Genomic DNA, 12,813 nt, shown 5'->3' on the forward strand with positions numbered 1-12,813 from the left:
GCGGCCACCACTGGCGCTGCTCCCTGCCCCGTCTTCCCCCGGGCTCGTGGTGGCGGCGCCGACTTCCGGCCTCGGGGCAGCCGCAGTCGTCGGGGTCGGTTCAGCCGAAGCTGAGGTCGCTGCAGAGGTCGCTGTCGGCGGGGCGGGTGTTCTCGGTGATGCCGGTCGGGATGCCGGTGGGCAGGGCGGTGGCGCCGGTGGCGCTCGGGTCGGGGGAGTCGGCGCGGTCCTGGCCGAGGGTGAGGGTGAGGCCCTCGGTGTCGGGGGCGGCGCGGAGTTCGGCGCCGGGGTAGAGCCGGGCGAGCTGATCGGCGGCACCGCGCAGGGCGGGGGCGTACTCGATCAGGGTGGTCGGGCGGGCGGGGGTGTTGGCGCCGATGGTGACGTCCTGGTAGCCGCTGCCGCGCAGCGCGGTGGCGGTGCGTCCGGAGAGGCCGGGGGACTTGGCGGCGTTGTGGAGGGTGACGGGCACCGCGAGCGCCGTGCGGTCGGGGCTGCCGTCGGGCGAGGGGGTCGGGCCGGGGGCGGGGGCCGTGGGCGTCGGGGTGCCGGGGGCGGTGGCGGCGCGGCCGTCGAGGGTGCGGTCCTGGCGCAGCAGGTTCCACAGCACGCTCGCGTCGGGTTCGACGACGGCGACGCGCTCACCCTGGAAGCGCCAGGGCACGGTGACGAACTGGACGTCGGAGAGCTTGATGTCGCGCAGGGACTGGGCGAACTCGACGAGCTTGTAGGGGGAGCCGAGTTCGGGGTCGACGGTGAGCGAGCGGGTGGCGGCGTCGGCGAGCGGCAGCAGGGTGCCCGGGTCGAAGCCCTGCGCCCGGACCTTCTCGAACAGCGAGGACATGAAGGCCTGCTGACGGCGCATCCGGCCGATGTCGGAGCTGTCGCCGATGCCGTGCCGGGCCCGGACGTAGTCGACGGCCTGCGGTCCGGAGACGGTCTGCCGGCCCTTGGTGAGGTGGATGCCGTAGGAGTCGACGTTGTTGGGCACGCACACGTCCACGCCGCCGACGGCGGAGGTGATGGCGGCGAAGCCCTTGAAGTCGACCACCAGGGTGTGGTCGACGCGCAGGCCGGTCAGGGTCTCGACGGTGTTCTGCGTGCAGGCCGGGTTGCCGGCCGGGAACTCCCCGACGGTGAAGGCGGAGTTGAACATCTGGTTGGTCCTCGTGCTGGTCCACTTGCCGCTCGGCAGCCGACAGGGCGGGACGGTGACCAGGGTGTCGCGGGGGATCGACACGCCGACCGCGTGCTTGTGGTCGGCGTACACGTGCAGCAGGATCGCGGTGTCGGAGTGGCCGACCCCCTCGTCGCCGCCGCCCAGCGCGTTGTTGCCGCCGTCCCGGGTGTCCGATCCCAGCAGCAGGACGTTGACGGGGCGTCCGCCGGTGGTGGCGGCCGGTCCGGCCGGCGGTCGGCTGGTGGCGATGCCCTCGGCGGCGAAGGTCGTGATGTTGTGGTCGAGCCGCTGGTAGTACCAGGCACCGAGCCCGCCCGCGGCGACCACCAGGACGGCGGCGGTGGCCCCGAGGGCCCGGGCTGCTCGACGGCCGCGGGACGGGGTCGCGGCGGAGTGCTGTTCGGCGTCGGTCATCGGTCCGGCATCTCTCTGCGGGCGGCGGGAACGGGCGCCCGAGGGCAGGCGGATTCGCCCCGGCCGCCACACCGCGACCGGGGTACTCGTCACTACTTGGACGGTTCGGCGACCGGATTGGTTACCCGCGAACCATCACTTTTTCGAGAGATTTTCGAATCGGTGCGCCCGGCGGCGGCTCAGCCCCGCTCGGTGCCGGCGGCGGTGGCGCCGTCGGCGCCACCGTCGCCGGCGCTGCTGCCGGTGGAGTCGAGCATCCGGCGCAGCAGGTCGCGCAGCTGGCCGCGCTCCTCGTCGTCCAGGGCGGCCAGCGGCTCGCGGGCGAAGTTCAGCGACTCGCGCAGTTCGGCGGAGGCGGAGACCCCGGCCCCGGTGGCGGCGACCAGCTTGACCCGGCGGTCCTGCGGGTCGGCCTCGCGGGTCACGAAGCCGCGGCTCTCCAGCCGGTCGACGATGCCGGTGATGTTGGACGGCTCGCAGGAGAGGGTCTGCGCGATCCGCCGCATCGGCATCGGGCCGCGCCGGAGCAGGGCCAGCACCTTGGCCTGGGCGCCGGTGAGCGAGCGGGCGGCCGCGGCCTCCTCGTACTCGCGGTGGAAGAGTCCGACCAGGCGCGCCATGAGGTCCACGACCTCCAGGGTGATCGGGTCGGCCGGGGGCGCCTGCACCTGCTGCTGCTCCTTCTCCATGGCATCGAGTCTAACTGAACATTTGACAACATGAACCTTTCATCCGCAGGATTACTTGAGTCGCTGAACATTTCAGGTTGAGGAGTACGTGATGGCAGACCCGACGGCAGACCGGGCCCCGACGGCGCAGGACCCGGCCCTCCCCGCGACCGGCCGCGAGTGGCACCTGGCGGGCCGTCCGCAGGGCTGGCCGGTGCCCGCCGACTTCGCCCTGGTCGAGGCCCCGGTCCGGCAGCCCGGCCCGGGCGAGATCGTGGTGCGCAACGCCTACCTCTCGGTGGACCCGTACATGCGCGGCCGGATGAACGACGTCAAGTCCTACGTCCCGCCGTACGCGCTCGGCGCGCCGATGGACGGCGGGGCCGTCGGGTACGTGGTCGCCTCGGAGGCCGAGGGCTTCGCGGTCGGCGACGCGGTGCTGCACGGGCTGGGCTGGCGCGAGTACGCCACGCTGGACGCCGCGCACACCGTGCGGGTCGATCCGGACCTCGCCCCGCTCTCCGCCTACCTGGGCGTGCTCGGCATGCCGGGGCTCACCGCGTACGCCGGCCTGCTGGAGGTCGCGTCGTTCAAGCCCGGCGACACCGTCTTCGTCTCCGGCGCGGCGGGCGCGGTCGGCTCCCTGGTCGGCCAGATCGCCCGGCTCAAGGGCGCGAAGCGGGTCGTCGGCTCGGCCGGCTCCGCCGCCAAGGTCGCCACCCTGGTCGACGAACTCGGCTTCGACGCCGCCTTCGACTACAAGGCCGGCCCGGTCGCCGAACAGCTCGCCCAGGCCGCCCCCGAGGGCATCGACGTCTACTTCGACAACGTCGGCGGCGAGCACCTGGAGGCCGCCATCGGCGCGCTCAACGCGCACGGCCGGGTCACCCTGTGCGGCGCCATCGCCCAGTACAACGACACCGCCGCGCCCGCCGGGCCGCGCAACCTCGCGCTCGCCATCGGCAAGCGGCTGCGCCTACAGGGCATGATCGTCGGCGACCACGGCGCGCTGCGCGGGCAGTTCTTCGAGGAGGTCGGCGGCTGGCTGCGGGACGGCTCGCTGCGCTCCGACGAGACCGTGGTCGAGGGCGTGGAGAACACCGTCGACGCCTTCCTCGGCATGCTGCGCGGCGCCAACACCGGGAAGATGGTCGTCAAGCTCTGAACCCCGGAAGGAATCTGACGCCGCGTCGGGTTCCGGACCGTCAGCGCGCCCCCGCCGGAAGGGAATCCGGCGGGGGCGCGTCCGTAGGTCCGTTCGGGGGAGGTGGGCGCTGCGAGGGTAGACCTCCCGGGCGAACCGACTAGCATGGGGTGAAAGCTTGTCCGTTTTGCTCGATTTGATGACCTAATGTCGAATAAGTTGAGCTTCACGGGGTAGCCACTGGATCAGTACCGACCGGCGACGGCACGAGGCAGCTGGGGAAGGCGACCCTCGTCCACAGCCAGGAGGTCCCGGTGACGACACGTGGTGTGCTCTACCTCCACTCCGCGCCCCGCGCGCTGTGCCCGCACGTCGAGTGGGCGGTGGCGGGCGTGCTCGGCGTGCGGGTCAACCTCGACTGGATCAGGCAGCCCGCCGCGGCCGGCCACTGGCGGTCCGAACTCTCCTGGCAGGGGGAGCCCGGTACCGCCTCCCGGCTGGCGTCCGCCCTGCGCGACTGGCAGCTGCTGCGCTACGAGGTGACCAGCGAGCCCTGCGCCACGGCGGAGGGCGAGCGCTACTCCTCCACGCCCAGCCTCGGCATCTTCCACGCCGTCACGGGCATCCACGGCGACATCCTGATCCCCGAGGACCGGCTCCGCGCCGTGCTGCTGCGCACCCGCAGCGAGGGCGGCAACCTGGAGTCGGAGATCGTCCGGCTGCTCGGCAAGCCCTGGGACGACGAGCTGGAGCCGTTCCGGTACGCGGGCGAGGGCGCGCCGGTGCGCTGGCTCCACCAGGTGGTCTGACCCGCGGCAGGGGCCCGGCCCACGAAGGCGGCGGGCGGGCGGCGGGCGGACGGCGGGCAGATGGTGGGCGGTCGGCGGGCCGCGGTGACGCAGCGAGAAAGTCCGTGACGCTGTGAGTTTCCCGATGCAGATACCTGGCGGTAATAACGGTGGGCATGTCACATTCATCCCGCCACCGGCCGGCGGCCCACCCTCACCAGCGCCCCGCGGTCCCACCCGCGGGGCCCTCCGCAGGAGTTCCGCCGTGCCCCAGAGCCGACGCACCACCCCGAGGACCCTCGCCCTGCTCGCCGCAGCGGCGCTCGCCCTGCCCGCCGCCGTCCTGCCCGTCGTCACCGCCGCCCCGGCCGCCGCCGCCCCCGGCACCGGGACCACCGCGACGGTCTCGATGGGCGACAGCTACATCTCCGGAGAGGCCGGTCGCTGGAAGGGCAACAGCGACACCACCGGCGGCAGCCGGGACGGCACCGACCGCGCCTGGACCGGGACGGGCTACGACCCGACCCGGGTGTACGGCACCACCTACCCGAGCGGGTGCGACCGCTCGGACGTGGCCGAGGTGCGCAGCGCCCCCACCGTCAACCAGACCGCGGTCAACCTCGCCTGCTCCGGCGCCACCTCCGTCAACGTCTTCCGCGCCGCCTCCGGCGGGCAGTCGTTCAAGGGCGAGGCCCCGCAGGCCGACCGGCTCGCCGCGGTGGCGGGCCAGTACAACGTCAAGCTGATCACGCTCTCGATCGGCGGCAACGACCTGGGCTTCGCCGACGTGATCTCCACCTGCGTGCAGGACTACGAGGTCTGGTGGTCGTACTGCCACGACGACCAGCAGGCCGCGGTCGACGCCCGGATGGACGCCGCGATGGCCGGGGTCGGCAAGTCGATCGACGAGATCCGGGCCGTGATGGCGGGCGCCGGCTACCGTCCCGGCGACTACCGGATCGTGCTGCAGTCCTACCCGTCGCCGATCCCGCGCAGCGCGGAGAACCGCTACCCGGAGAGCGGCTGGAGCCGGACCAGCACCGGCGGCTGCCCGTTCTGGGACCAGGACGCCGACTGGGCGCGCGACGCGCTGGTCCCGCAGATCTCCGACCGGCTGGCCGGCGTCGCGGCCGACCGGGGCGTCCAGTTCCTCGACCTGCGCGACCTGCTGCAGGGCCGCGAGGTGTGCGCCAAGGGCACCCGGATGGCCACGCCGAGCAGCGCGCCGTCGGCCACCACCAGCGAGTGGGCCCGCTTCCTGGACTACGGCGGCACCGTCCAGGGCGCCACCCAGGAGTCCTTCCACCCGAACTACTACGGTCAGCTGGCGCTCGGGCGCTGCCTGACCCTGCTGAACGCCAGGACCTCCGGGAACTGGTCCTGCCGCAACACGGCCGGCCAGGATGCCACCGGGGTCCAACTGACCGCGAAGCCGTAGGCGCGGCGGAGCCGGAAAGCCGACGGAGCCGGAAAGCCGACGGAGCCGGAAAGCCGACGGAGCCGGAAAGCCGACAGGGCGGCCCCGGAGAACCGGGACCGCCCCACGGGCCGACGGTGCGTCAGACGGTGCGGAAGGCCAGCACCACGTTGTGGCCGCCGAAGCCGAAGGAGTTGTTCAGCGCGGCGATCCGGCCGTCGACCGGGAGCTTGCGCGGCTCGTCGCGGACGATGTCGGCGTCGATGTCGTCGTCCAGGTCGACCACGTTGACGGTCGGCGGGGCCAGCCGGTTGTACAGCGCGAGCACGGTGGCGACGGTCTCGATGCCGCCGGCGCCGCCCAGCAGGTGGCCGGTCATCGACTTGGTGGCGGAGATCGCCACGTGGTCGAGGTGCTCGCCCAGGGTGCGGCGCAGCGCCTTGATCTCGGCGGTGTCGCCCTGCGGGGTCGAGGTGGCGTGCGCGTTGACGTGCACCACCTCGGACCGGTCGAGGTCGTTGCGGGCGAACAGGTCGTCGATGGCGCGGGCCACGCCGGCGCCGGTCGGCTCGGGCTGGGCGATGTGGTGGGCGTCCGAGGACAGGCCCTGGCCGATCGCCTCGCAGTAGACCCGGGCGCCGCGGGCGGCCGCGTGCTCGGCGGACTCCAGCACGACCACGCCCGCGCCCTCGCCGAGCACGAAGCCGTCGCGGCCCTTGTCGTACGGGCGGGAGGCGTGCTCCGGGTCGTCGTTGTTCTTGGACATCGCCATCATGTTGGAGAAGGCGACGATCGGCAGCGGGTGCACCGCGGCCTCGGTGCCGCCGGCCACCACGACGTCGGCGCGGCCGGTGCGGATCATCTCGATCGCGTAGCCGATCGCCTCGGCGCCGGAGGCACAGGCGGAGACGGGGGTGTGCACGCCCGCGCGGGCGCCGACCTCCAGGCCGACGTTGGCCGCCGGGGAGTTGGGCATCAGCATCGGGACGGTGTGCGGGGAGACCTTGCGGACGCCCTGCTCCTTGAGCACGTCGTACTGGTCGAGCAGGGTGGTGACGCCGCCGATGCCGGAGGCGATGACCGCGCCCAGGCGCTCGGGGGCCAGCGGGTTGGCGTCGTCGGTGGCGGGCGCCTCGTAGCCGGCGTCCTTCCAGGCCTCGCGGGCGGCGATCAGCGCGAACTGGGCCGAGCGGTCCAGCTTGCGGGCCAGCGGGCGGGGCAGGATCTCGCCGGGCTCGACGGCGACCCGGGCGGCGATCCGGACCGGCAGGTCGGCGGCCCAGTCCTCGGTGAGGGCGCGGACCCCGGACTTGCCGGCCAGCAGGCCCTCCCAGAAAGTGGCGGCGTCGCCGCCCAGCGGCGTGAAGGCGCCGATACCCGTGACGACCACGGTGCGGTTTTCAGCAGTCACTGGTTTTCTTCTTCTCTCATCAGCTGAGGGGGAGGACCGGAGGGCCGGTCGGAAAGGGGCCGGTCGGGGCGCGCCGGGCGTGCCCCGACCGGTTGCCTGACCTGAGGTCAGACGTTGGCGACGATGAAGTCCACCGCGTCGCCGACGGTCTTCAGGTTCTTGACCTCGTCGTCCGGGATCTTCGCGCCGAAGCGCTCCTCGGCGGCGACGACGACCTCGACCATGGACAGCGAGTCGACGTCCAGGTCGTCGGTGAAGGACTTGTCGAGCGCGACGTCCTCGACCGGAATGCCGGCGATCTCGTTCACGATCTCGGCGAGACCTTCGAGAACCTCTTCGCGGGTAGCCATATCGGCTGCTCCTTCTCGGTGTTGACTGCGTGCGGCCCGTCGGGCCGACGCGGGTTTCCAGGGGGTGGGGCGGAGAAAAAACGCCTAGGGGAGAGTAACCACTGCGGCGGCGTAGACCAGACCGGCACCGAAGCCGATGATCAGGGCCAGGTCGCCGCTCTTGGCCTCGCCGCGCTCCAGCATCCGCTCCATGGCGAGCGGAATGGACGCGGCGGAGGTGTTGCCGGTCTCCGCGATGTCGCGGGCGACCGGGACGTTCGGGGGCAGGTCCAGCTTCTTGACCATGGCGTCGATGATGCGCATGTTCGCCTGGTGCGGGATGAACGCACCGAGCTGATCGGCCGTCACCCCGGCCGCGTCCAGGGCCTGCTGGGCGACCTTGGCCATGTCGTAGACGGCCCAGCGGAAGACCGTCTGGCCCTCCATCCGCAGGGCCGGCCACTTGATCTCCTCGCCGGCGCCGTTGACGGCGTCCGGCTTGGCGAAGGCGGTGTCCCAGGCCTGGGTCTGCGAGATCACGTCGGCCTGCGAGCCGTCCGAACCCCAGACCACCTTGCCGATGCCGGGGGTGTCCGAGGGGCCGACGATCGCGGCGCCCGCGCCGTCGCCGAAGATGAACGCGGTCGAGCGGTCGGTGACGTCGGTCAGGTCGCTGAGCCGCTCCACGCCGATCACCAGCACGTACTCGGCGCTGCCGCCGCGCACCAGGCCGTCGGCCAGGCCCAGGCCGTAGCCGAAGCCCGCGCAGGCGGCCGAGATGTCGAACGCCGGGGCGGTGCCGCAGCCGAGCCGCTGGGCGATCTCGGTGGCGATCGCCGGGGTCTGCTTCAGGTGCGAGACGGTCGCCACGATGACGCCGCCGATCTGCTCCGGGGTGATCCCGGCCATCGCCACGGCCTTGCCCGCGGCCTGCACCGACATCTCCGCGACGGTCTCCTCCGGGCCCGCCCAGCGGCGCTCGGCGATGCCGGAACGGGTCCTGATCCACTCGTCCGAGGAGTCGATCCAGTTCAGGACCTCGGAGTTGGGGATCACCCGGGACGGGCGGTAGCCGCCCACCCCGAGGATGCGGGAGTGCTGGGCGCCGGTGACCGGCTTGATGGTTGCGCTCATGCGGTCTTCTCCTGGCTGCCGTGCTCGGCCACGAGTTCGCGGGCCTTGTCGAGATCGGCGGGGGTCTTCAGGGCCAGCGTGGCGACACCCTTGACGTTGCGCTTGACCAGGTTGGTGAGCGTCCCGGCGGGGGACAGCTCGATGACGGCGGTGGCGCCCAGCTGCTGCAGCGTCTCCATGCACAGGTCCCAGCGGACCGGGTTGGACACCTGCGACACCAGGCGGGCCAGCACCTCGGCACCCGAACCGACCACCGCGCCGTCCTGGTTGGACAGGTAGGCGGTCACCGGGTCCGCGGCGGTCAGGGTCGGCGCCAGCTTCTCCAGCCGGGTCCGGCCCGGGCCCATGTGCGCGGTGTGGAACGCGCCCGCGACCTTCAGCGGGATCAGCCGCGCGCCGGCCGGCGGGTCCGCCTTCAGCGCGGCCAGCTGCTCCAGCGTGCCGGCCGCGACGATCTGGCCGCCGCCGTTGTTGTTCGCCGGGGTCACGCCGTGCTCGGCGAGCTTCGCGGCGACCTCCGCCGGGTCGCCGCCGAGCACCGCGGTCATGCCGGTCGCGGTGGCGGCCGCGGCCTCGGCCATGCCGAGGCTGCGCTCGCGCACGAAGGCCAGCGCGTCCTGCTCGGACAGCACGCCGGCCAGCGCCGCGGCGGTGATCTCGCCGACGCTGTGCCCGGCCAGCGCGCCGACGGTGCCGGCCACGCCCCGCGGGAGCAGCGCCCCCGCGGTCACCAGGCCGGCGGCCACCAGCAGCGGCTGCGCGACGGCGGTGTCCTTGATCTCTTCCTCGGACGCCCCGGTCCCGGCGTGCACCAGGTCGAGGCCGGCCACCTCCGACCACTGGCGCAGCCGGTCGGCGACGCCGTCCAGTTCGAGCCACGGGTTGAGGAAGCCGGGAGTCTGAGCACCCTGTCCAGGGGCGACGATAACGAGCACGGTTCAACCCTCTCTCGCCGGACGCCCGGGGGCGGGTAGGCGACGATGACGAAGAAAAGCACGTCGGCTTGTGGACTCCCTACAGTTCGCTCAGCCCTGATCGGACCCGGAACCGAGACGCCCCAGAGCAAGGGCGATGCGCAGGGTGAACGCCGAACGTACGTCTGACGGAGCATAGCCGGTGACATCAGTCACACGACGCAGCCGGTAGCGCACGGTGTTCGGGTGAACGAAGAGCATCCGGGCGGCGCCCTCCAGGGAGGACGCCTGTTCCAGATAGACACTCAGCGTCTCCAGGAGTGCCGAACCGGCTTCTTCCAGAGGTGTGTAGATCTCCTCCACCAACTGATGGCGCGCCACCTCGTCGCCCGCCAGCGCCCGTTCGGGCAGCAGGTCGTCGGCCAGCACCGGGCGCGGGGCGTCCGGCCAGGCCGCGCACGCCTTCAGGCCCTGGGCGGCGGCGTGCGCCGAGCGGGTCGCGGAGAGCAGGTCGCCGACGGTCGGGCCGACCACCACCGGGCCGGGCGCGAACTGGCCGATCAGCGCGCGGGCCGCGTGCACCGGCTCCTTGTCGCCGCCGACCACCACCACCAGGCGGCGGCCCAACACCCCCGTCAGCACGTGCAGTTTGGCGTACCGGGCGGCCCGGCGGATCGCCTCGACCACCAGTTCGCTGTCGCCGTCCGGGGCACTGCCCATCACCACCCGCACCTGGCTGGGCTGGCCCCAGCCGAGCGCCGCCGCCCGCGACAGCACGCCCTCGTCGGCGTCGCCGGACAGCAGCGAGTTCACCACCAGCGCCTCCAGCCGGGCGTCCCACGCGCCGCGCGCCTCGGCGGCCTGCGCGTACACCTGGGCGGTGGCGAAGGCGATCTCCCGGGCGTAGACCAGCACCGACTCGCGCATCCCGGCCTCGTCGCCCGGGGCGGCCACCTCCTCGATGGCCTCCTCCATCACCTCGATGGTGGTGCGGATCAGCTCCACGGTCTGCCGCAGCGTGATCGCCCGGGTCAGCTCGCGCGGCGCGGTGCCGAACACGTCGGTGGAGATCGCCTGCGGCGCCTCCGGGTGCCGGTACCACTCGGTGAACGCCGCGATGCCCGCCTGCGCGACCAGGCCGATCCACGACCGGTGCTCCGGCGGCATCCGCCGGTACCAGGCCAGTTGGTCGTCCATCCGGGCGATCGCCGCCGAGGCCAGCTTGCCCGCCGACTTCTCCAGCCGCTTCAGGGTGGCCGACCGCAGCTCGGCCCGCTCCGCGGCCAACCGCCGCTCCTCGGCCGTCATCCGTCCCCGCCCCGGCACGGCGGAGCCCCGCCCGGCCGCTGCCGGGCGTCTGGCCGCCTTCTTCTCGGCGGCCTTCTCCGGGGAGGAGCGCTCGCCGGAGGACCGGTCGGATGATTTGTCGGGTTTCGCTGAAGCGGATGGCACGGCACTAGCCTGCCTCACGCGGACGGGTGCTGGTGCCCACCCGGCCCGATGTCGTCCGGTGGCCCCCGTCACACCGGCTACCGTGGTGCCCGTGAGCGTGGATTCTTCGCCCCAGGACGGGCAGACGTCCGAACCCCTCGAACCGGTGTCCGGCCCCGCCCGCAAGGAGCGCGGCCGGGCCGACCTGCGCCGCACCGCCGAGCGGTACCTGTCGGAACCCGCCGAAGGGATCACCGCCCGGCACGCCTTCTCCTTCGCCGGGCACTACGACCCCCGCAACACCTCCTTCGGGGCGCTGCTGGCCTGCAACGAGGAGACCCTGGCGGTCGGTGCCGGGTACGAGGCGCACCGGCACACCGACACCGAGATCGTCACCTGGGTCGTCTCCGGCGCGCTCGCCCACCGCGACGACGCGGGCCACGCGAGCGTGGTCCGGCCCGGCACCGTCCAGGTGCAGTCCACCGGCGGCGGCGTCGTCCACACCGAGCGCAACGCCGGCGGGGCCGCCGAACCCGCGGTCTTCCTCCAGATGTGGCTCCAGCCCGACGAGTTCGGCGCCGCGCCCGCCGTCGGCCTCCGCACCGTCCCCGCCGGGGACGGCCTGCACCTGCTCGCCTCCGGGCGGCCCGGCGACGAGGCCCTGCGGCTGCGCCGCCGCGACGCCGCGCTCTGGCTGGTCCGGGTCGGCCCCTGGGCGGCGCTGCCGCCCCTGCCGGCGGCGCCCTTCCGCTACGCCCACGTGGTGGCGGGCTCGCTCGGCTACCGCACCGTCCCGGGCCCGCAGGGCGGCGGCCGCTCGGCCGCCGCCGGCGACTCCGTCCGGATCACGGGCGACGCGTTCGCGGACCCGACGGCGGGGGAGGACGGGGTGGAACTGCTGCTCTGGGAGATGCACACGCCTGTGCGGTTCGGCTGAGGACGCGGGAAGCTCCGGGCAGCGAAAGCAGGGGCGCGGGGAACTGCGCGAAGCGGAGGAGCGCGCCGGGAAGATCGCAGGGCAGTGCAACTCCCGTCCTGCGACGCGATCTTGCGGTGCGTGCTCGCTCGGCCGCGCAGTTCCCCGCGCCTCCGGTTTCGCGTCCGGTCTGCTCACGCCTCCGCGAGGATCGCGTCGGAGAGCTGGGGCCAGACCTCGGCGGCCCACGGGCCGAAGTCGCGGTCGGTGAGGGCGAGGCAGGCGAGGTCGGCGGCGGGGTCGACCCAGAGGAAGGTGCCGGACTGGCCGAAGTGGCCGAAGGTGGCGGGGGAGTTGGCGGTGCCCGTCCAGTGCGGGGCCTTGTGGTCGCGGATCTCGAAGCCGAGGCCCCAGTCGTTGGGGCGGCGGTGGCCGAAGCCGGGCAGCACGCCGCTGGTGCCGGGGAAGGCGACCTCGCGGGTCGCGGCGCGCACCGTCTCCGGGTCGAGCAGCTTCGGGGACTGCAGCTCGGCGGCGAACCGGGCCAGGTCGGCCGCGGTGGAGAGGCCGCCCGCGCCGGCGGGCGCCCGGTGCGCGGTGTTGATCAGGGTGGCGTGCATGCCGAGCGGCCGGAAGACCGCCTCGGCGGCGTACTGCGCGAACGGGATGCCGGACGCCGCTTCGAGGGCCGCCGCGAGGACGTCGAAGCCGGCGTTGGAGTAGAGGCGCCGGTTGCCGGGCTCGGCCATCACCCGGTGCTCGTCGAAGGCCAGGCCGGAGGTGTGGGCGAGGAGGTGGCGGACGGTGGAGCCGGGCGGGCCCGCCGGGTCGTCGAGTTCGAAGACGCCCTCCTCGACGGCGACCAGGACGGCGTAGGAGCTGAGCAGCTTGGTCACCGAGGCCAGCGGGAACAGGTGCTCCTGTGGCCCGTGCGCGCCGAGCAGCGCGCCGTCGCTCCCGCGCACCACCGCCGCCGCGGCGTGGGGTACCGGCCAGTCCTCGATCATCCGCAAGCTCTCCATGGGCCGCACTCTAATCCAGCGCGGTCCGGGCCCGGCCCGGCTGCC

Annotated in this window: 12 protein-coding genes; 4 read left to right on the forward strand and 8 right to left on the reverse strand. The window is 73.4% G+C overall.

The annotated features are described in order from the left end of the window. Positions 1 to 100 precede the first annotated feature (100 nt). Positions 101 to 1,594, reverse strand: coding sequence for an LCP family protein (locus ACIQBJ_RS20140; protein WP_400711889.1), 1,494 nt, complete (start codon positions 1,592 to 1,594; stop codon positions 101 to 103). Between the two features lie 179 nt (positions 1,595 to 1,773). Continuing rightward, positions 1,774 to 2,283 carry a MarR family winged helix-turn-helix transcriptional regulator gene (locus ACIQBJ_RS20145; RefSeq protein WP_400711892.1) on the reverse strand — a complete coding sequence of 170 codons (510 nt, stop codon included), beginning with the start codon at positions 2,281 to 2,283 and terminating at the stop codon, positions 1,774 to 1,776. Positions 2,284 to 2,374: 91 nt separating this feature from the next. Here ACIQBJ_RS20145 and ACIQBJ_RS20150 point away from each other — a divergent pair, with 91 nt between their 5' ends. The 3 genes from ACIQBJ_RS20150 to ACIQBJ_RS20160 all read left to right on the forward strand — a co-directional run bounded on the left by ACIQBJ_RS20150 (position 2,375) and on the right by ACIQBJ_RS20160 (position 5,632). Continuing rightward, on the forward strand, positions 2,375 to 3,427 hold the full coding sequence (locus ACIQBJ_RS20150; protein WP_400711896.1) for an NADP-dependent oxidoreductase: 1,053 nt from the start codon (positions 2,375 to 2,377) through the stop codon (positions 3,425 to 3,427). Positions 3,428 to 3,720: 293 nt separating this feature from the next. Next, on the forward strand, positions 3,721 to 4,215 hold the full coding sequence (locus tag ACIQBJ_RS20155) for a DUF3145 domain-containing protein (RefSeq protein WP_400711899.1): 495 nt from the start codon (positions 3,721 to 3,723) through the stop codon (positions 4,213 to 4,215). Positions 4,216 to 4,459: 244 nt separating this feature from the next. Next, positions 4,460 to 5,632, forward strand: a complete 1,173-nt coding sequence (locus tag ACIQBJ_RS20160) for a GDSL-type esterase/lipase family protein (protein ID WP_400711902.1) — start codon at positions 4,460 to 4,462, stop codon at positions 5,630 to 5,632. Between the two features lie 121 nt (positions 5,633 to 5,753). On the opposite strand, the gene fabF is transcribed toward ACIQBJ_RS20160, so the two are convergent. From fabF to ACIQBJ_RS20185, 5 genes are all read right to left on the reverse strand, one after another. Further along, positions 5,754 to 7,022, reverse strand: coding sequence for a beta-ketoacyl-ACP synthase II (fabF, locus tag ACIQBJ_RS20165; RefSeq protein ID WP_400711905.1), 1,269 nt, complete (start codon positions 7,020 to 7,022; stop codon positions 5,754 to 5,756). A 107-nt stretch (positions 7,023 to 7,129) separates the two neighbouring features. Further along, positions 7,130 to 7,372: an acyl carrier protein gene (locus ACIQBJ_RS20170; protein ID WP_033222346.1), complete on the reverse strand. Its 243-nt coding sequence runs from the start codon at positions 7,370 to 7,372 to the stop codon at positions 7,130 to 7,132. Positions 7,373 to 7,456: 84 nt separating this feature from the next. Beyond that, on the reverse strand, positions 7,457 to 8,485 hold the full coding sequence (locus ACIQBJ_RS20175) for a beta-ketoacyl-ACP synthase III (RefSeq protein ID WP_400711908.1): 1,029 nt from the start codon (positions 8,483 to 8,485) through the stop codon (positions 7,457 to 7,459). Beyond that, entirely contained in the window at positions 8,482 to 9,420 is a 939-nt protein-coding gene (locus ACIQBJ_RS20180) for an ACP S-malonyltransferase (RefSeq protein ID WP_400711911.1), read from the reverse strand. The genes ACIQBJ_RS20175 and ACIQBJ_RS20180 overlap by 4 nt, the downstream gene beginning before the upstream one ends. Before the next feature lie 90 nt (positions 9,421 to 9,510). After that, complete coding sequence (locus tag ACIQBJ_RS20185) at positions 9,511 to 10,707, reverse strand: PucR family transcriptional regulator (RefSeq protein WP_400712561.1); 1,197 nt, start codon at positions 10,705 to 10,707, stop codon at positions 9,511 to 9,513. A gap of 235 nt (positions 10,708 to 10,942) precedes the next feature. Between ACIQBJ_RS20185 and ACIQBJ_RS20190 the strand changes: the two genes are divergently transcribed. Then, positions 10,943 to 11,767 (forward strand): pirin family protein, encoded by an 825-nt coding sequence (locus tag ACIQBJ_RS20190; protein WP_400711914.1) that lies wholly within the window; start codon positions 10,943 to 10,945, stop codon positions 11,765 to 11,767. A 173-nt stretch (positions 11,768 to 11,940) separates the two neighbouring features. On the opposite strand, the gene ACIQBJ_RS20195 is transcribed toward ACIQBJ_RS20190, so the two are convergent. Then, positions 11,941 to 12,768 carry a serine hydrolase domain-containing protein gene (locus ACIQBJ_RS20195; RefSeq protein WP_400711917.1) on the reverse strand — a complete coding sequence of 276 codons (828 nt, stop codon included), beginning with the start codon at positions 12,766 to 12,768 and terminating at the stop codon, positions 11,941 to 11,943. Positions 12,769 to 12,813: the final 45 nt, after the last annotated feature.

Origin of the sequence: Kitasatospora sp. NPDC088391 (assembly GCF_044753345.1) — a bacterium.
Taxonomy (GTDB): Bacteria; Actinomycetota; Actinomycetes; order Streptomycetales; family Streptomycetaceae; genus Kitasatospora.